At 60.0% G+C, this 17912-nt stretch carries 13 protein-coding genes; 5 read left to right on the forward strand and 8 right to left on the reverse strand.

Annotation, left to right across the window (positions count from 1 at the left end; all coding sequences use genetic code 11):
• Positions 1 to 328 precede the first annotated feature (328 nt).
• The 4 genes from H4317_RS09145 to H4317_RS09160 form a co-directional block, all read right to left on the reverse strand.
• A complete protein-coding gene (locus tag H4317_RS09145; protein ID WP_185889813.1) occupies positions 329 to 1156 on the reverse strand; it encodes a hypothetical protein in 828 nt (275 codons plus the stop codon).
• Between the two features lie 88 nt (positions 1157 to 1244).
• A complete protein-coding gene (locus H4317_RS09150; RefSeq protein ID WP_185889814.1) occupies positions 1245 to 1766 on the reverse strand; it encodes an acyl-CoA thioesterase in 522 nt (173 codons plus the stop codon).
• 249 nt (positions 1767 to 2015) lie between these two features.
• On the reverse strand, positions 2016 to 4229 hold the full coding sequence (locus H4317_RS09155; protein ID WP_185889815.1) for a M43 family zinc metalloprotease: 2214 nt from the start codon (positions 4227 to 4229) through the stop codon (positions 2016 to 2018).
• 159 nt (positions 4230 to 4388) lie between these two features.
• Positions 4389 to 5042, reverse strand: coding sequence for a protein-L-isoaspartate(D-aspartate) O-methyltransferase (locus H4317_RS09160; protein WP_185889816.1), 654 nt, complete (start codon positions 5040 to 5042; stop codon positions 4389 to 4391).
• Positions 5043 to 5218: 176 nt separating this feature from the next.
• On the opposite strand from H4317_RS09160, the gene H4317_RS09165 reads away from it, so the two are divergent.
• The 3 genes from H4317_RS09165 (at position 5219) to H4317_RS09175 (ending at position 8016) form a co-directional block, all read left to right on the forward strand.
• Positions 5219 to 6637, forward strand: a complete 1419-nt coding sequence (locus tag H4317_RS09165) for a sugar transferase (RefSeq protein ID WP_260625871.1) — start codon at positions 5219 to 5221, stop codon at positions 6635 to 6637.
• A gap of 72 nt (positions 6638 to 6709) precedes the next feature.
• Positions 6710 to 7300, forward strand: a complete 591-nt coding sequence (locus H4317_RS09170; protein WP_185889817.1) for a riboflavin synthase — start codon at positions 6710 to 6712, stop codon at positions 7298 to 7300.
• 14 nt (positions 7301 to 7314) lie between these two features.
• Complete coding sequence (locus tag H4317_RS09175; protein ID WP_185889818.1) at positions 7315 to 8016, forward strand: hypothetical protein; 702 nt, start codon at positions 7315 to 7317, stop codon at positions 8014 to 8016.
• Positions 8017 to 8213: 197 nt separating this feature from the next.
• Here the strand turns inward: H4317_RS09175 and H4317_RS09180 are convergent, their stop codons facing one another.
• The gene (locus H4317_RS09180; RefSeq protein WP_185889819.1) at positions 8214 to 10898 is read right to left on the reverse strand and encodes a cation-translocating P-type ATPase; all 2685 of its coding nucleotides are present in this window, start codon (positions 10896 to 10898) and stop codon (positions 8214 to 8216) included.
• Between the two features lie 349 nt (positions 10899 to 11247).
• On the opposite strand from H4317_RS09180, the gene H4317_RS09185 reads away from it, so the two are divergent.
• Entirely contained in the window at positions 11248 to 12279 is a 1032-nt protein-coding gene (locus H4317_RS09185) for a 2-hydroxyacid dehydrogenase (protein WP_185889820.1), read from the forward strand.
• A gap of 243 nt (positions 12280 to 12522) precedes the next feature.
• Here H4317_RS09185 and H4317_RS09190 read toward each other — a convergent pair whose 3' ends face one another.
• The 3 genes from H4317_RS09190 to H4317_RS09200 all read right to left on the reverse strand — a co-directional run bounded on the left by H4317_RS09190 (position 12523) and on the right by H4317_RS09200 (position 16534).
• Positions 12523 to 13440 carry a DUF5996 family protein gene (locus H4317_RS09190; protein ID WP_185889821.1) on the reverse strand — a complete coding sequence of 306 codons (918 nt, stop codon included), beginning with the start codon at positions 13438 to 13440 and terminating at the stop codon, positions 12523 to 12525.
• Between the two features lie 161 nt (positions 13441 to 13601).
• On the reverse strand, positions 13602 to 15590 hold the full coding sequence (locus H4317_RS09195) for a PAS domain-containing sensor histidine kinase (RefSeq protein WP_185889822.1): 1989 nt from the start codon (positions 15588 to 15590) through the stop codon (positions 13602 to 13604).
• Positions 15591 to 15715: 125 nt separating this feature from the next.
• The gene (locus H4317_RS09200; RefSeq protein ID WP_185889823.1) at positions 15716 to 16534 is read right to left on the reverse strand and encodes a DUF547 domain-containing protein; all 819 of its coding nucleotides are present in this window, start codon (positions 16532 to 16534) and stop codon (positions 15716 to 15718) included.
• Between the two features lie 285 nt (positions 16535 to 16819).
• On the opposite strand from H4317_RS09200, the gene arsS reads away from it, so the two are divergent.
• Positions 16820 to 17866 carry an arsenosugar biosynthesis radical SAM (seleno)protein ArsS gene (gene arsS / locus H4317_RS09205; protein WP_185889990.1) on the forward strand — a complete coding sequence of 349 codons (1047 nt, stop codon included), beginning with the start codon at positions 16820 to 16822 and terminating at the stop codon, positions 17864 to 17866.
• The last annotated feature ends 46 nt before the right edge of the window (positions 17867 to 17912 follow it).

Below are 17912 nucleotides of genomic sequence, written 5' to 3' on the forward strand. Positions count from 1 at the left end.
GCCCACGCACCGACAAAGTTAGTTAACGCAATAATGTATAAACAAATTAGCAAGTTGATAGACCAGAACGATCCATCTAACAAATCATCATTTTTCATATCAGGTTTTATACGACGCGCGAGGCGGGCAATCGAATAATAAAGCAGATGATAATAGTTCATGAAACTAATATTCTAGGCGTTGATATTCTTTCAGCGTTTGCAGTTTTTCTTGGCAAAAAGAATGCTTTTCCTTCTGCGTTGTCAATGATATAATCAACTACTCCTGTGTAATCGGACGACCATACAAATCCAGCAACTACTATAACGGGTGCCGCTGGGGCTATTTCCTACAGAAACATCCGCTGCATAGACTGCCACAGCTGCTTTTTGCGGCCGGCGTCGTATTCCAGCATCTTAATTTCGCTGGCGCCGAGGAAGGCGGTGTCGCCGTAGAGTAGCACCGGCTCGTAGGGTTGGGTGGTGTACACGGCCACATCAAGGAGGTTTTTGCCGAAAGCCAGGAACTGCCTGGCCGCCAGCTGCTGGCGCAGGCTGCACAGGGCCACCGGAAACTTTTCGTGCTCCACATTCACCAGCACCACGTCTTCCATCACCAGCCGAATGGCCTTGAGGATGTTGTTGAGGAACACGTTGCGGGGTAGCTTCTTGAACTCCTCGGGCGACACGCGCACCAGAATCAGCAGGCCGTTGGGGTTGCTGCCCAGCGTGGCAAACGGAATGTGCGCCACCGGCGACTGGGTAGGCGTGGGCTGAATACGGCCCGGCTGCGAAGGCGGCGCGGCTGGGGCAGCCGGCAGTTCCGCCAGCGTTGCCACATTAAACAGCGGCCCTGCCGCCGACATATCCGCTGTGGCCACAACCGATGGCGCGGCTGCGGGAGGCACCACAGGTGGCACTGGTACGCTGGCGGGCGGAACTGGCGCTGTAGCCACCGGCACCGGGCGCGGGGCGGGAGCAGCCGGAGCAGCCGGTATATCGGGGGTAGGAGCCGCGGCCACCGGAGCAGGCGCCGGAAGTGGGGTCGCCGCCGGGGTGGGCGCTTCTGCCGCCGCCACTACGGGCGGCACGGCAGCCGCGGCGAGCTCCGGCACCACATATAGCGAAACGCCGGTGTACAGATTCTGGAAGAAGGCCAGCGAGGCGGCAGTATCCATAAGATAAGGAGCGGGTACAGAAGTAAGATACAGCCGTTTCGGAGCTAGCCGTGGTGCCCGGCCCAAGGCTTCCAGGCCCGAGCTGGCGCTACTCGATAGCAAACATGGATTTCAGCTCCGTAGCATCTTCCGGCTTCAGGCGGCCAGCCAGGAGCAGGCGGAGCTGGCGGCGGCGCAGGGCCCCCTCAAACAGGCTATGCTCCTCAGGCGTTTCCGGCACAGCTTCCGGCACATCTATCGGGCGGCCCGACTGGTCCACAGCTACAAAGGTGAAAAAGGCCTCGTTCGACTTGAATTTAGTGCCGCTCGGAATATCCTCGGCCCACACATCAATGTGCACTTCCATGCTGGAGCTGAAGGCCCGCGTCACCTGCGCCTGTAGCGTCACGACACTGCCCAGCTTGATGCCTTCCCGAAACGACACATTATCCACGGAAGCCGTCACAACGATGCGGTTGGAGTGCTTCTGGGCCGCAACGGCGGCGGCAATATCCATCAGGTGCATCATGCGGCCGCCCATCATATTGTTGAGCGTGTTGGTGTCGTTGGGCAGCACCAGCTCGGTCATTATCACGAACGAGTCTTTTACGGGCTTCTGTTTGCGCGTCATGCAGGAATAGTTGATTCAGAGAAGAAGCCGCAAAGATAAGCGGCGGCCGGCAGGGCAGTAGAGCCGGCGGCAAAATCCGCCTGCAATCCGGGTTCAGGCCTTGCATTGCGGGGCGCAAGCACTGCTGGAAACGACAGAAACACCAGAAGCTGAGGTATAAGCGTGCCGTGAGCGAGAGGCATACGCACAAAAAAAGCCCCGCTTCCATGCAGGAGCGGGGCTTTTTTCAGGTACTACTCAACCGGAGGGCTAGTTCACCAGCACTTTGGTTGTGAAGGTCTGCTGGCCCAGGGTCAGGTGCACGAGGTACACGCCGGCCGTTAGGGTTTTGCCATCAGCGCCCTGCAGGCGGATGGCGTGCGCACCTGCACCGTAGGTTTTACCGGCAATGCTGGTCACGTCGCGGCCCAGCATGTCAGTGAGGCGCACGGCGGCACGCTCAGCGGTGGGCAGCGTGAAGTGAACGGCCGTTTCGGCGGTCAGCGGGTTGGGATATACGCTGATGCCCCGGCGGGCCATTTCGGCGTCCTGCGTGCCCAGTGGGTCCAGAATCCGCACGTTGTCGAGGTAGATGGGGTTGCCGGCATTGCTGATAGCCACAAACCGCACCAGGAACCGCTGGCTGCCCTGATAAGCAGAGGACAGCGGCACAGTGATGGGCTGCCAGTCGGTCACCGAAGTGGGCGAGAAGCCAACCTGCGTCACGTTGCCTTTGGTGTTGAGGGCAGCAGCGCTGTACGTCAGCGGCGACGACCAGGTCACGCCGCAGTCGATGCTGAAGGAAACCCGCAGCACATCATTGATCGTGGCGGAACGACGGGCATAAGCCCGGTCGAAGACCAGCGTAGGTGTGCTGCTGATGCTCGACAAGTTGATGTTAGGCGAAATCAGAATGCTTTCCGTGCCATCCGTCAGGAAGTTATTGGGCGCCATCAGGTAGGCCGAGCCATTGCTGGCTACCCCAGTCACCCGCTGCCAGCTCAGCGGCTCGTCGCCGGGCTGGTTTGAGAGCACACGCCAGTTGCGGATAGGCGCGTTGGCGTAGTTCTGCGGGAAATTCTGGTTTTCGAACGACTCCACGAGTGGAGCCCGCTCGCCGGAGTTTACGCCCTGCACCTGCACCAGCTGCGTACGCGTGAGCGTGTCGCGGCCGTTAGGCGTGATGACGATCAGCGTTACATCGTAGGAGCCACCCGTCGGGTACGTAACGGTAGGGTTGCGGGCCGAGCTGGTAGCCGGCGTGCCACCGGGGAAACGCCAGTCGTACTGGGTAGTGGCCGCGTTGTAGGTGAAGTTGTAAGTATAGTCGGTGAAGGTGAGGCTGCTGCCCTCACACACGCTGGTCGCCGACGACTGGAACGCCGCTACCGGGGCGCAGGGAGCCGCCTGGAATCCGTCGCTGGTGCCGGTTTCGAGCAGATTCTGGGCCGATACCAGCGTATTGCGGCACAGGCGCGTGAGCGAAGCCCGCATCACCATTTTCTGGCCCGTCGTGAACATCTTGGCGCAGGTGGCATAGTCCATGTAGTTCTGGACGTTGGCCAAAATGCCGTTCGGGTTGTTGTTGGGCGTGGTGGAGCCGGTGGTGCTGTTCGGGTTGCAGGGACGGTAAGTAGTAGAAGGGCAGCCCGAGGTTACGCCCGAAGTGTTCGGCGTGTCGGCAATGCCGTCGTCGAGGCCGCAGTTGGCGGGGTCACCAGGAGTATTGGTGCCGCCCCAAGTATGCGGCAAACCGAAGTAGTGACCAACTTCGTGGGTAAGGGAACGGTTGCAGAAGTTGCTGCCGCAGGAGCGCCCGATGCTGGCAAACTGCGTGTTGCGAATCACGATGCCATCGATGCCGGTGCCGGGGCAGGGCAGGTAGGCGTAGCCACCCGCGCCGCTGGCAATATTATCCACTACCCAGATATTGAGGTAACGGTTGGGGTCCCAGCGAATGAGGTCCTTTACGTTGTTGCCGGCCGAGGCCGTGAGCGACGAGTACGTACGGGTGATACCCGTGGTGCAGTTGCCGTCGGGGTCGAGCTTGGCCAAGCGGAAGCGGAAGCCCACGTTGGCGTAGAGCGGCTGGAACGCGGCAATAACGTCGGCGGTGTCGCGGTTGGTTTTGCTGTAGTCCTCGTTCAGAATGCGGATAGCATCATCTACCTGCGCATCGGAAATATTGGAAGCTCCACCCTGGTGAATAACGTGCACTACCACCGGCACCGTAACGTCAGGCGTGGCCAGAATGCGGGCCTGATCTTCCGCCGACATCATGGCCACGCCCTTGATAAAGGCGCGGTAGTCCTGCTCAGCGGCCGGATTGCGCCGCCATTCCAGCTGCTGCATGCTGTCGGAAGCGCAGCGGAAGCCATAGTACTGCTCCGGATAGCGGGTCCGAAGCTGCTGAGCTGAGGCCGAGAACTGCGTGAGCAGCACAGCCAGCAGGAGCAGCAATTTGGGTAAACGTTTGATCTGCATTTAAACAGAGAAAAGGATGAAAAAAAGAGTAAAACCAGGGTGCCGAACCTGCCGAAAAAGAAACCGGAAGGCCTGCCTGGCAGGTACTTCCGGTAAGGACACAGATAAGGACCGACAAGTTACAACACGGCTGCATAATTTATGCGCCGACCAGTGAGCCTAGCTGTTCCAGCCGGCCTGGCCAAGCAGCGGCACAAACCGAAACTCCTCAAACTGCTCACGGGTAAACTCTTCTTCGCTCACACGGGTTACGCGTACCATGCGCTGCACCTGTGCGTCGCCCACAGGAATGACCAGGCAGCCGCCTACCCGCAGCTGCCGCAGCAGCGGGCGGGGCAGGGTTGGGGAGCCGGCCGTCACCAGAATCCGGTCGAAGGGGGCATGCTGGGGCAGGCCCAGGGAACCGTCGCCGCAGAACAGGTGCGCCGCGCGGTGCATGTGCGCCAGGCGGCGGCGGGTGCGCTCAAACAGTACGGGCTGGTATTCGATGCTGTAGACGTGCGGCGTTAGTTCCAGCAGCACGCAGCACTGGTAGCCTGAGCCCGTCCCGATTTCCAGCACGCGGTGCTGCGGCTCGGGGGCCAGCAGCTCGGTCTGGTACGCTACCGTGTAAGGCTGCGAAATGGTCTGGCCCTCGCCAATGGGAAATGCTTTGTCCTGGTAGGCGTGCTGCTGGAAGGCGGCCTCGAAGAAAGCATGCCGCGGCACGGCTTGTACCGCACTGAGTACCCGCTCACTGCGGATGCCTTTGCGGCGCAACTCTTCTACAAGGGCGCGGCGCTGGCCACGGTGTCGGTAGGTATCGGCGTGCATAAGCAGGAGAGGAGCGGGCCAGTAGAAACCTATGGAATCCGGTTTATTGCCCTACCTTTGCTACACCCCAAAACAGGCCGCAGAGGCCCGTTGGGGCAGTTGTTCTGGTGCGAAAGTACCCATTCGTGCCCATAAAACCATCTGCTGGCTTTCCCGCCGCCCCGATTGCGCCGCCCTTGATTCGCACTATCCAACTACTGAAGCTGATAGCCGCCGACTTTCTGGCAGCCCTGTTGGCCTGGGTGTGTTTCTATATCGCACGCAAGTACCTGCTCAATGAAATGACGGGCTACCGGTTCACGGAAGGCGTGCTGTTCGACCTGACCGGCTCCGCTATTTTCATTGCCGCCTTCTGGACCGCGCTGTACGCTCTGATTGGCGAATACCGCGACATTTTTCGCAAGTCGCGCTTGGCCGAGATTATCCGGCTGGCTCGCGTATCGGTGCTGGGGGCGGTGGTTATTTTCTTCGTGCTGCTCCTCGACGACGAGGGCGTGCAGAACTACCGCTCGTACTACAAAACCATTTCCGCCTACTTCCTGCTGCATTTCACCATTACGGCCGTGCTGCGCACCTGGGCCGTGAGCAGCGTGCAGCATCTGGTGCGCAACGGCACTATTTACTTCAATACGCTGCTGGTGGGCTCCAATGCGCTGGCCCTGGAAACGCTGCAGGAGCTGCGCCGCACCGGCCGCCACCTGGGCCTGAAGCTGGTAGGCTACGCACCCATTGAGGAAGGCACCGTGGACGCAGCGCTGGCGGCCGAATTGCCCGCCCGCGGCTCCTACCGCCGCCTGCCGGCTCTGGTTCGGGCGCTCAAAATCGAGCAGATTGTTATTGCCATTGAGCCCAGTGAACACCGCGTGATTGAGGAGATTCTGACGCTGCTGGAAGGCACCCCAGCCCGTGTCAGCATCCTGCCCGACCTGTACCAGATGCTGCTGGGCTCGGTGAAGGTGAGCCACGTATTCGGTACGCCGCTCATTGAAATCAAGCAGGATCTGCTGCCGGTGTGGCAAAAGGTGCTTAAGCGCGTTATTGATGTTACTGCGTCGGCGCTGTTTCTGCTGCTGGCCTGGCCCGTGTATGCCTTCACGGCCATCATGGTAAAACTGTCGTCGCCGGGACCGGTATTCTACTCGCAGGAGCGCATCGGGCGGCAGGGGCACCCGTTCCGCATCTACAAGTTCCGCTCGATGTATACCGACGCCGAGAAGCAGGGTCCATCGCTCAGCTCCGACCACGACCCACGCATTACGCCCTGGGGCCGGTTTATGCGCAAAGTCCGGCTCGATGAGCTGCCGCAGTTCTGGAACGTCATCAAGGGCGACATGAGCATTGTGGGGCCGCGGCCCGAGCGACAGTTTTTCATCGACCAGATTGTGAAGATTGCGCCTCACTACCGCCATTTGCACCGCGTGCGGCCCGGCCTCACCAGCCTCGGGCAAGTGAAATATGGCTACGCTGAAACCGTAGCCCAGATGGTAGAACGGCTCAAGTTCGACATCCTCTACATCGAAAACATGAGCCTAGCTATGGACTTTCGCGTGCTGCTCTACACGCTCAAAATCATCATGGAAGGCCGGGGGAAATAGATTGGCTGCGTGAATTGTTAAAGAGGTAGCCGTTTATTCCAGCCGCGCATCACCACTCAGTACAGCAACATCATGTTTACCGGAATCATAGAAGGCCTAGGCACTATTGCGCAGGTTCGCCGCGAAGGCAGCAACATCCATTTTACCGTGCAGTCACCGTTTGCGGCCGAGTTGAAGATTGACCAGAGCGTGGCCCACGACGGCGTGTGCCTGACCGTAGTAGCCGTGGACGGCATGGCAGGTACCCACGTGGTAACGGCCATTGACGAGACGCTGCAGAAAACCAATCTGGCGCACTGGCAGCCCGGCCGCCGCGTGAATCTGGAGCGCTGCCTGGCCGCTAACGGCCGCTTCGATGGCCACATTGTGCAGGGCCACGTGGACCTGACGGCGGAATGTGAGGCCGTGGAAGACCAGAACGGCTCTTGGCTCTACCGGTTCCGGCATGCGCCCGGCCCCGGCCGCGTGACCGTGGAAAAAGGCTCTATCTGCATCAACGGTACCAGCCTCACCTGCTTCAATAGCACCGACGGCGGTTTCTCGGTGGCCATCATTCCGTATACCTACGAGCACACCACGTTCCAGGACCTGCGGCCGGGCCACCAAGTGAATCTGGAATTCGACATCGTGGGCAAGTACGTGGCCAAATTGCTAGGCAAATAGACGGCATGTGGCCTATGCGCATAGTAGGGACTATTCTAGTGGTATTGCTAGCCCATGTTAGCCAAGCGCAGGGCGTGCGGGGCACCTGGTACCTGATTCATCGTAGCGGGCTGGTGCAGTTCACCATTGGCGCCGACAGCCTGCTGAGCAAGCGCCTTTTTCCGGACTTTTCCCCTAAACAGGAGCCGCCCACTGCCAATGGCTACGAGCAGATAGTGTCTGTAGCCAACCGCCAGCTGATAATTTCCCGCAGCAGAAAAGAGCCGGCCGCTTACGCTGCGGTGACCTTATTCGATGTAGTGCCCGGACGGCATTTCAAGATGGCCTGGAACGCCCCGGATACTACCGCCGCTAGTGTGGCCGCCTTGGTGCAGCTGCATGCCCAAGACCGCCGGCCGCTTTTTGGCTACTACTATTTTCACCACGACTATATCGATGCGCTTCGGAAAATGAAGGCACCGGAAACCATGACCAAGCCGGATTTCGATGCCTTTCTTACCCAGTATGCCAATCGGCTGAAGGAGTCGGCTGAGACATTCAGGAAATACAATTACGGGTACGTCGCGGCTACCTACAATTTTGAGTTACTGGTGCAGGCGCTGTTTGAACAGGGGTACAACCCGTTGCAGAACGTGCGTACTATGGAGACTCTTTTTAAGCGGTTCTATGATGAGCAAGGGCTGGAGGACGCCCTAAAAGCGCGAATGAAGCCCTAGCATGTTCCACTTGCTACGCAGGCGTTTGCGCCTGCCTGTCCCGCAGTAAGGTTACCTGGCCGACGAGTGTAGAATAGAGCGACAATAGGCCATATTTACAGCACGTGCTCGTTCGGTTTAGCAAGCCTTCGTGTGCATCGCCTGACTGGGGCCTAACCCTTTAGGTTGTTTTTAGAGCCGATTAAGCCTTATTCCGCTCAAACAGCTCTGGCAGCAACCCTGTCTGTAACTGCCCCTATATGGCGTGTAGGCAACTTACGCCAGCTGAAAATGTGGTGTAGCAGAGGGCCTAGCCCCAGTACGGCGCCGGCCGGAACCAGAACAAGCAACAACGCCGGAAGCGTGAGAGGTTGGATGCCCAGAAGCTGACGAAACAGAGGCAGGTAGTAAGAAAGCAGCAGCAGAATGGTGCACAAAGCCAGCGCCAGCCAGACGTAGCGGTTGCGCAGTACATCATTGTCGGTGAAGTGCCGGTGCCGGCTGCCGGCCATATTGGACACGTGCACAAGCTGCGCAGTAGCCAGACCGTAAAACAGGATGGTGGTGGCCGTGGCAGGCCCGAAACCGAAGTGGTGGCGGGCCACATAATAGCAGCCCAGCAAGGCCGCTGTCATTAGCGCGGCATAGGCGCCGGCCAGTTGCCAATCCGTGGGGCGCATCATGGGGCTTTGCGGATCGTGGGGAGGCTGCTCCATGACGTGGCGGCTGCCTTTGCCCACACTCAGGGCCAGCGCCGGGAAAACATCGGTGAGCAGGTTGAGAAACAGAATCTGTAGCGGAAGCAGCACCGAATCAACTCCCGCCAGGCCCGCCGCAAGCACCACGAGCAGTTCGCTCAGGTTGCAGGAAACCAGATATAACACGAAGCGGCGGATGTTGGTAAAAATAATGCGGCCCTGCTCCACAGCCGCCACCACGGAAGCAAATGAGTCGTCGCGTAGCACCAGCGAGGCGGCTTCGCTGGCCACCTGCGTGCCATGCAGCCCCATAGCCACCCCGATATCGGCCTTTTTTAGCGCCGGCGCATCATTCACGCCGTCACCTATCATGGCCACCACATGGCCCTGCTGCTGGTAGTAGCTGATAAGGTCTAGTTTCTGGGCCGGACTGACGCGGGCAAATACGCAGGTCTGCTGGAGGCCGTGGCCGGGCACTGCAGGCTGGGCCAGCAGCGCGGCCAATTCGCTGCCGGTGATAGTCAATTCGGCAGTTTCGGGGGCCAGATGTACCTGCCGGGCAACAGTGAGGGCCGTGGCCGGATGGTCGCCGGTGACCATAAGTACCCGAATACCGGCCCGCTGGCAAGCCTCAATGGCCGGAATAACTTCGGGCCGGGCCGGGTCGAGAAAGGCAACCATCCCTAGCCAGGTCAGGTCACGGGCCAGGTCAGTCGGGTTTTCATCGGTCTGTATGCGCTGGGCCAAGGCCAGGGTGCGCAGGCCGGTTTGGGCCAGCTGCTCGGCGCGCAGCAGCCATTCGGCCTGCTCAGCCACCGCCAACGGTAAGGCCCCCGTGGCCGCTTGCTGCCGCATGCACAGGCGCAGCACATCCTCCGCCGCGCCTTTCACCGTAACCAGGCTGCCCGCGTTGGGCTGCCGGTGCAGCGTGGCCATCAGGCGGGTATCGGAGTTAAATGGCTGCTCTGCCAGCCGCGTCATAGCCTGAACATCAGCTACTGCAAAATGGCTTTCGGCGGCCAGCGCCAGCAAGGCTACTTCCAGCGGGTCGCCAAGCGCGGCTTCGGGATGCGCCGACGAATAGGTTGCGTTGTTGCAGAGTACGGCGGCCCGCAGCAGCCGCTGATACGCTTCACCGGCAGCCACAGCTTGCATGTGTCCTGTTGTAGGCGGAAAAGTTAGCTGGGCTTCGGGCAGCCAGACGGTATGCACTGCCATTTGGTTCTGGGTAAGCGTACCGGTCTTGTCGGTGAAGATGATGTCGGTGCTGCCCAGCGTTTCCACGGCTGCCAGGCGCTTCACCAGTACCTGACGGTGCGCCAGCCGCAGCATGCCGTAGGCCAAGGCCAGCGTAGCCACAATGGCCATGCCTTCGGGAATAGCGGCCACAGCCAGCACAATAGCCGTTTCCAGGAGCAAATGAACCGGCTTGCCCCGCCACAAACCCAGCAGCACATACAGGCCAGCCAGCCCAACTGTGAGCATCACGAGTTGACGGGTAAGGCGGGCCAGCTTGGCCTCCAGAGGAGTAGCTGTGCGTTCGGCCTGCTGCATAAGCCGGGCAATTTCGCCGAGCTGCGTACCGCCGCCTACCCCCGTCACAGTGGCGCGCCCGGTACCATTTACCACGGCTGTGCCTTTGAACAACAGCCCGCCAGTCTGCTCCGTTGGCGGAACTGCAGTAGCAGGAAGTGTTTTACTGACCGGCATCGACTCCCCGGTGAGGGTTGATTCGTTGACCTGCAGCTGCTGGGCCTCAAACAGGCGTGAGTCGGCGGCTACCACTTCGCCCGCTTCCACCAGCAGCACGTCGCCCACAGTTACTTCATCGGAAGGAATGGCGCGTACCTGCCCCTCGCGCAGCACCCGGGCGGTGGTCTGGCCCAGGCGGCGCAGTGCCGTCATCGAGGCCTGCGCATTCCATTCGAGCCAGAAACCGATACCGGCATTAATCAGAACGACAGCCAAGATGGCGTAACCTTCCGCGTAATCATGGAAAGCAAAGGAGAAAATGGCGGCACCACTGAGTACCGCCACGATGAGGCTGCGGAACTGCCGCAGTAGCACCCGTACCCAGGAGTCGGGGGGCGTGGCTTCCACCGCATTCGGACCGTAGCGCTGTTGCCTCGCCCGGGCTTCGGCCTCCGTAAGTCCTAGGGCGCGCACAGGTTGTGCAATAGACTTGGGTTCAGATAGTTCGGGCATCAGTAGGTAGATAAGAGCCGGGCCGAAACAGGCACGAGAGTGGTACGCCCGTATAAGGTAAGAAACCAGGCAGCGCCACCACTGCCGGCCTGTTGCAGGTGTGGCAGTAGCCAAGGGACTAAGAAAGCCACAGGCATGCTTGGTGGCCCTCGGCGTCCGAAATCGGGTACGCCAAGAGCCCGTATGCCGGCAAGCGTGAAGAAGTGCCGCTAATAGGCTGGCACGCCCTGCAAAGCTTGGAATTTGCCCGGCCAGTTGTCGTGACATGCATCATAGCCGAACATGATTTCGCTCATTCTTTTCCTGGCACAAGACCTGGATATTTGCTTTCGTACCTCACTGCTGCCCTATGAAAACCACAGTTTTTAGCACCAAGCCTTTTGAACGAGCCTATTTAAGTGATGCACTCGGTTCTGAGCACCCGCTAAGCTTCATTGAGGCCAATCTGACGGTCGAAACAGCGGCCTTGGCGCACGGCTCGGAGGCGGTAGCCATTTTCAGCACCGACGACGCCTCGGCTCCGGTTCTGGATGTCCTGCACGCGCAGGGAGTACGGTTTATGACCATCCGGGCTACTGGCCACGACCAGGTAGACTTAGAACACGCCCAGCGGCTGGGCCTGCATGTGGCCAACGTACCCGAGTACTCTCCATACGCAATTGCTGAGCACGCGGTAGCACTGATGCTGGCGCTCAACCGCCGCCTCATTCAGGCGGACCGTCAGCTCCGGGCCTATGACTTTCGGCTCGATGAGCTTATTGGCTTCGATTTGCATGGCAAAACCGTTGGTATCATCGGTCTGGGGCACATTGGCGGCATCGTGGCCGGTATTCTGAAGGGCTTTGGCTGCCGGCTACTGGGCTACGACCCACTGCCCAACCAGGAGCTGGCCCAGCGCCATGGCCTGACCTATACTACCCTGGAGCAGCTCTGTGCCGAAGCCGACATTATCACACTGCATGCGCCCATGGTGCCGCACGCTCCGTACCTGATTAATGCCGCGCTGCTGGCACAGATGAAGCCGGGCGTCATGCTGATTAATACCAGCCGGGGAGCCGAACTCGATACCGAAGCCGCCTTAGCGGCCCTGGATTCGGGACAACTGGGCTACTTGGGCCTCGACGTATATGAGCGGGAGCAAGCCCTGTTCTTTCAGGATCATTCGCAGCGCCCGCCCACTGATGCTGTGTTTGCCCGTCTGCTTACCTACCCCAACGTCCTCATCACCGGGCACCAGGCTTTCCTGACGCAGGAGGCGCTGCGCAACATTGCCGCCACCACCCATCAGAATCTGGATGCCTGGGCCAGTGGCCAATCTTTAGCCACGGAGCTAACCCACGCCCCAGTGCGCCAAGCCGCCCAACCAGTGCTGCCACACTAGCAACGCTGGCTTTCTACTTAGCTTTCCCCACCCTATGGAACCTGTCCCCACTTCCGGCCGAGATACATTCATCATTTCCGTCTTCATGGCGTCACTGGTGCTGCTGGCTGCCGTCATCCTTGGTCTGCGCTAAGCCATTGTCTGGCTATTAAAACGCCTGCTCCTAATTGCGGTGGGTCTATATGGGTATGCTACCCCACGATGCAAAGTGCATCGACGGTGCTTAGTCTGCTTGTTGGCCTCTCAGCTGCGCTCCAGATTTGCCCGGTCCCAGTGGGCCAGGGTTGCCGCCGCGTCGTAGGTGCTTTGCAAAAATCGCATGATAGTCTGGTGCGGGTCGGGCGCCGTGCGTGCGGCTTCGTAGGGCAGGAAAAACTCTCCCATTTCTTTACTATAGAATGCTTCAGCGGGCTGGATGGCGGCCTCGGCCAGTGCTGGTAGGCCGGGGTAGGCATAGCTGTAAAAGGCCGCCTCCTGCCCGTTGCCGCCGGGCCACCAGCCGGCCGCAATCTGCTCCTGCGAGTATGATTCGCGAGTTACCCAGTCGGCTAAATGGGGTATGCCGCCGGGGTGGGGTGGGGCCGGACGGCCCGAGAAGCGCGTGACAGCCAGATCGAAGCTGCCCCAGAAGAAGTGTACCGGGCTGCACTTGCCCAAGAAAATACTGCGAAACTCCTGCAGCACCCGGTCGGCGCTGAGCATAATGTCCCAGAACGTTTCTACGGCCGTTGCGTCGTAGGAGCGGCGGTCATGGTCCTCGGCAAAGGGGGTGGCGTCTTCTATCTCTACGGGCACGGGCCACAGCGTCACCTCAATACCGGCTTCGCGCAGCAGGGCCCGGTACGCATGGTAGAAATCTGCCACGGAGCGGGGCTCTAGGGCCAGTTGGTGGGTCCGTCCGTCGCAGGTATGCACCCGAAGCCGGTGTGAGCGGAAATCAAATACGACTTCACAGCTGCCAGCGGCGTAGGGCATGGGCCCAGTAGAAAGCCCCCGGGGCGTGATATACAGCGGTACCTGCCACCAATGGTTGAGCATGGGGCTCAGTGCTAGGCGGGTTTTGCCCACAATTTGGGTCCAGCGGTGGAGCGTTTCGCGGGTGGCCATCCAGGTATCAGCCGGTAAAGCCGGCCAGCGAGTGCCAGAGTGTTGATCAGTCATAAGGAAAAGATAAACAGGAATAAGTAATAAAATAGCGCCGGCCGATATTTCAAAGCACGTCCGGAAAAACAACGCCTGTTTACTGCCAACACACCCTGGCTACCAACCAGGCCCGCTGTCAATGCCCGCCGCCAATATTGCTGGGGCAGTGGCTGGTGCGGCTAGGGCTGCACGGGCAACACCACGGTAAACGTGGATCCTACGCCGGGCTGGCTCTGCACGCGCACGTGGCCCCCGGCATTCTCAGCAATGCGCTTCACCATGTACAGGCCCATACCCGAGCCCTCCACGTGGGTGTGCAGGCGCTGAAACAGGCCGAACAAGCGGGCCTGCTGCACTTTGTCTACCCCCAGGCCATTGTCCTGCACTTCCAGTACCAGCGTGTCGCTGGCGCGGTAGCAGCGCAGTTGCACGAGTGGCGGCCGCTCCGGATGACGGTACTTCAGGGCATTGCTGAGCAGGTTGTAGATGATGCTGCGCAGGTTTTTGGGGGCAAAACGGATAGCGCAGTCATTGGCTAGTGCTACTGTCAGGTGTGCCCCGGCCGCCTCTATTTTCGAGCCCAGGTCCAGCTGTACCGATTCTATCAGGGCCCGTAGATCTACTGCTTCGGCTGGCAACTCCCACGCCTGCTGCAGTTGAGCCACATCCGTGAGCTGGGCAATGGTGAGCTGAAACCGCGCTACGGCTTGCTCTATCATGGCCAGCAGGCGCGGCACCAGTGGGTCGGTGGGGGCCGGCGCGAGGGCCAGCTGCTCCTGCAGCGCCTCCACCAGGCCTACTAGGTTAGTGATTGGCTCGCGCAGATCGTGCGAAGCGGCGTAAATAAAGTTGTCCAGGTCGACGTTGGTGCGTACCAGCTGCTCATTGGTATGCTTGAGTTCGGTGATGTCAATGGCCGAGCCTACGTAACCGTACAGTTCGCCGTTGGCATAAAAGCTGGGCGCCCCCTGAGCCAGCAGCCAGCGGTACTGCCCGTCGTGGCGGCGCATGCGGTGCTCGAGCACATACAGGGAGCGACTGCGAATTGCCGTTTCCAAAGTATTCTGGGCCAGTGCAAGATCTTCCGGAAGGAGGTAGGCCGCCCAGCCTGTGGCCACGTACTGCTCCAGGCTTACGCCCACAAAGTCCAGAAACGCCTGGTTGGCGTAGCGAATACTCGAATCCGGGTTGACGGCCCACACCTGGTTGGGAGCCGCGTCGGCCATGATGCGAAACCGGGCTTCGCTTTCCTGCAGCGCGGCCGTGCGCTCCAGCACGCGGGTTTCCAGCTCCTGGTTCATCTGTTCGATCTGCTGGCGGGCGCGCACCGAGCCTGTCACGTCGTAGGAGAAGTTGAGCACTCCGGTTATCTGACCCTGGCCGTCGCGCAAAGCCAGGAAAAAGAAGTCGTAGTACACCTGCTGCAGCTGGCCAGTGCGCGTAAAGTCGGCCTGAACCGGTAGCCCGGATGCAATGAATGGCTCACCGGTCTGGTACACCCGGTCTAGCTCGTCGAGAATGCCATGGCTGGCCAACTCGGGCCAAACCGCACGAATGGGCTGTCCCAGCAGGGCGCGCCCGTTGGCTACGCGCAGGTAGTGAGGGTTGACGAGCGTGAATACTTGGTTGGGCCCCTCATGCACGGCCACGTGGGCGGGCAGCTGCATGAGCACCTCATAGAAGCGCTGGCGCTGAGCTTCTGCTTCGGCACGGGCCGCCTTTTCGGCCGCCTGTGCCGCACGCAGGGCTACTTCCACGGGCGAGCGGGGCTGGTCGGCCGTGTCGGTGAAGCTCACCCACAGTCCGTCGCCGGAGCGGCGAGCGGCCAGGCGGTAGTAGTTGTCGTAGCCGTCGGCCTGGTAGTTGATATTGTATTCGCGGGGTTCGCCGCTCACAAAGGCATCCACGTGAAAGTCGAACGTGCCGTGGGCCTTGCTGTGGGGCCACTGCTCGTTGTGCGTCACGGTGGGCACTTCCGGCATGCGCATCATGCGCTGGGCCGCTGGGTTCAGGTATTCGAAGCAGAAATCGATGATATTACCTGAGTCCGCCGGGTCGTAAATGGGCGTATAATAGATAATACCCGTCATCGACACAGCCAGCAGGTCTGCCAGCGCGGTAGCGGGCGGCAGGGAGCGGAGGGGACCCGGAACCGGCGAGACGGTCATAATACGCAGAGAAGGAGGGACGGGAAATCGGAGCGGAGGACGAGCAGTAGTGCTGACGAGCCGTAGTGCATTTTGCCACCAAGATAAGCACCGGTTCCACTACGACCGTTGCGTGGCGGCCGCGGCTACTGCTGGTTCAGCTGCCAGTTGTAGTCGAGGTAGCTGATTTTGGCGTTGCTGTCCATTTTGGTGGCGGCGTATCTGTTTACCCAGCCGGCTACTGTTTGCCCATTGCTGGTCCAGTCGCTCTTGTACCAGTCGAAGTACATGGACAATTGGGCCGAAGACTTACCGATCTTGTTTTTGGCCGGATTATTTAAGAAGTCGCGGCCTTGGTCATCAAGCTGGCTTTCCAGCCGGGCCGCCGTATAGGCTTCGGGGCGCAGGCGCGGGCAGCTGATGGAGGCGCAAACCAACGCAAAGTGAATGCGCGGATCATTGTATTGCTTGCGTAGGATGCTGTGCTCAATGTTATCCAGGCTCATCTTCTCGCCCCCGATGGAAAAGAATTTGGTAGCCCAGGGTGTGGTCACAAGCGGAATCTGGATTTTCGAGCCGATGTCCTTGATGCTTCGCACCGGGTAGTGGTCCAGCACCAGCCGGATGGTGTAGGCATTGTAGGCATTGATCCAATAAGCCATTTGCTCCGCTTTGCTCCAGCTGGCCGCCGGCGGATTCCGGCTCAGCAGCTGCAGGTACTGGTTGAAGGCCCCCTGGTCGGTTTTCCAGGCTTTGTAGTTGACCAGCCCCTTTTCGTTTACGTACTTTTTCAGGAGCTTATCGAACCCACTGTGGTCGACTCCGGCCGCTGCCGGGGCTGCGGGCAGAGGAGCCCCGGGAAGGTGCGGTGTGGGTGGCGGGCTGACGAAGGCGCTGAGAATCAGTAGGGAGCTGGCTGCCACCAGGCGCGCCGTGTTGCGGGAAGAAAGCAGGAGTAGTTGCATGGCCGGGCATATACGTGCGGCAACAGCGGAAAAGGTTTGGCGCCCGGTTTTTCGGGTTGCTTTTTTGTAGCGCCTGGCCCTTTTTTCTACCGGGTTGTGGCGCGGCCACGCTCATCCGGCAACCCGAGCGGGGGTGTTGTTCCTAGCATTTTTATCAATGTTCAGGCAACTAAATCGGCCTGCCGTTGCTTTTCGTACATCGGCGGCCGCTCCGTTTCCCCGATATTGGAAGCCAATTAGTCCGGCTTTCCCGACTTCTTCCCGCTGCTGCCACGCTTACTGATGATAAAATCCCTTCAGGCCACCAACCATCAACTCGCTGATTCGGCCTTTCAGCTCACGGTGCTTCGTCAGGAAGTTGCCGACACGCTGCACCTGCCGCTGTTTCATGAGCAGCTCCGGGGAGCCGGCCTGTTTCCGCTTACTCCGGTAGAGCCCACCGTGCTGCAAATCAACGTGGGCAAGATGTGCAATCAGGTTTGCCGGCACTGCCACGTAGATGCCGGCCCTGACCGCAAAGAAATCATGACCCGCCAGACCATGCAGTATTGCCTGGATGCGCTGGCTCAGACGGATATTCCGGTGGTGGATCTGACTGGCGGGGCGCCTGAAATGAACCCAGACTTCCGCTGGTTTGTGGAGGAAATCAGCCGGCTGGGGCGCAAGGTGCTTGTGCGCTGTAACCTGACCATCATCGTAGCCAACCGGAAGTATCATGATTTGCCGGACTTCTTCAAGCAGCACGGCGTGGAAGTCGTAAGCTCACTGCCTTTCTACACAGCCGAAAAAACCGACCGGCAGCGTGGTAACGGCGTGTTTGAGGATTCCATCCGAGCGTTGAAAATGCTCAATGCCGTCGGCTACGGCCAGGCAGGTTCGGGGCTGGTACTGAATCTGGTGTATAACCCCGCCGGTGCATTCCTGCCTGGAGGCCAGAAAGGGTTGCAGGACCAGTTTAAGCGGGTGTTGCTCAAAGACCACGGCATCGTCTTCAACGAGCTGTTTGCCATCACCAACCTGCCCGTGAGCCGCTACCTGGATTACTTGATAGAATCCAGCAACTATGCGGGCTACATGGAAAAGCTGGTCAATGCCTTCAACCCCGTGGCGGCGGCCGGTGTGATGTGCCGCAACACAATTTCGGTGGGCTGGGACGGAGGGCTCTACGACTGCGACTTCAACCAGATGCTCGACCTGCATGTAGCCAGCCCGGTGCGGCACATCCGCGACTTCGACGCGGCGGCACTGGCCCAGCGCGCCATCGTTGTGAACCAGCACTGCTACGGCTGCACGGCCGGCGCCGGGTCCAGTTGTGGCGGTACCGTAGCGTAACGGCTTCTTGCCGCCCTATGCGGCAAGGCTAGTAAGCAGCTAGAGA

Origin of the sequence: Hymenobacter sediminicola, assembly GCF_014250515.1 — a bacterium.
Lineage (GTDB): Bacteria > Bacteroidota > Bacteroidia > Cytophagales > Hymenobacteraceae > Hymenobacter > Hymenobacter sediminicola.

Excerpts from the sequence above, each read along its gene's own strand:
- H4317_RS09145 (WP_185889813.1), bottom strand. The coding sequence starts at position 1,156 with ATGGATACTGCCGCCTCGCTGGCCTTCTTCCAGAATCTGTACACCGGC.
- H4317_RS09150 (WP_185889814.1), bottom strand. The coding sequence starts at position 1,766 with ATGACGCGCAAACAGAAGCCCGTAAAAGACTCGTTCGTGATAATGACC.
- H4317_RS09155 (WP_185889815.1), bottom strand. The coding sequence starts at position 4,229 with ATGCAGATCAAACGTTTACCCAAATTGCTGCTCCTGCTGGCTGTGCTG.
- H4317_RS09160 (WP_185889816.1), bottom strand. The coding sequence starts at position 5,042 with ATGCACGCCGATACCTACCGACACCGTGGCCAGCGCCGCGCCCTTGTA.
- H4317_RS09170 (WP_185889817.1), top strand. The coding sequence starts at position 6,710 with ATGTTTACCGGAATCATAGAAGGCCTAGGCACTATTGCGCAGGTTCGC.
- H4317_RS09175 (WP_185889818.1), top strand. The coding sequence starts at position 7,315 with ATGCGCATAGTAGGGACTATTCTAGTGGTATTGCTAGCCCATGTTAGC.
- H4317_RS09180 (WP_185889819.1), bottom strand. The coding sequence starts at position 10,898 with ATGCCCGAACTATCTGAACCCAAGTCTATTGCACAACCTGTGCGCGCC.
- H4317_RS09185 (WP_185889820.1), top strand. The coding sequence starts at position 11,248 with ATGAAAACCACAGTTTTTAGCACCAAGCCTTTTGAACGAGCCTATTTA.
- H4317_RS09190 (WP_185889821.1), bottom strand. The coding sequence starts at position 13,440 with ATGACTGATCAACACTCTGGCACTCGCTGGCCGGCTTTACCGGCTGAT.
- H4317_RS09195 (WP_185889822.1), bottom strand. The coding sequence starts at position 15,590 with ATGACCGTCTCGCCGGTTCCGGGTCCCCTCCGCTCCCTGCCGCCCGCT.
- H4317_RS09200 (WP_185889823.1), bottom strand. The coding sequence starts at position 16,534 with ATGCAACTACTCCTGCTTTCTTCCCGCAACACGGCGCGCCTGGTGGCA.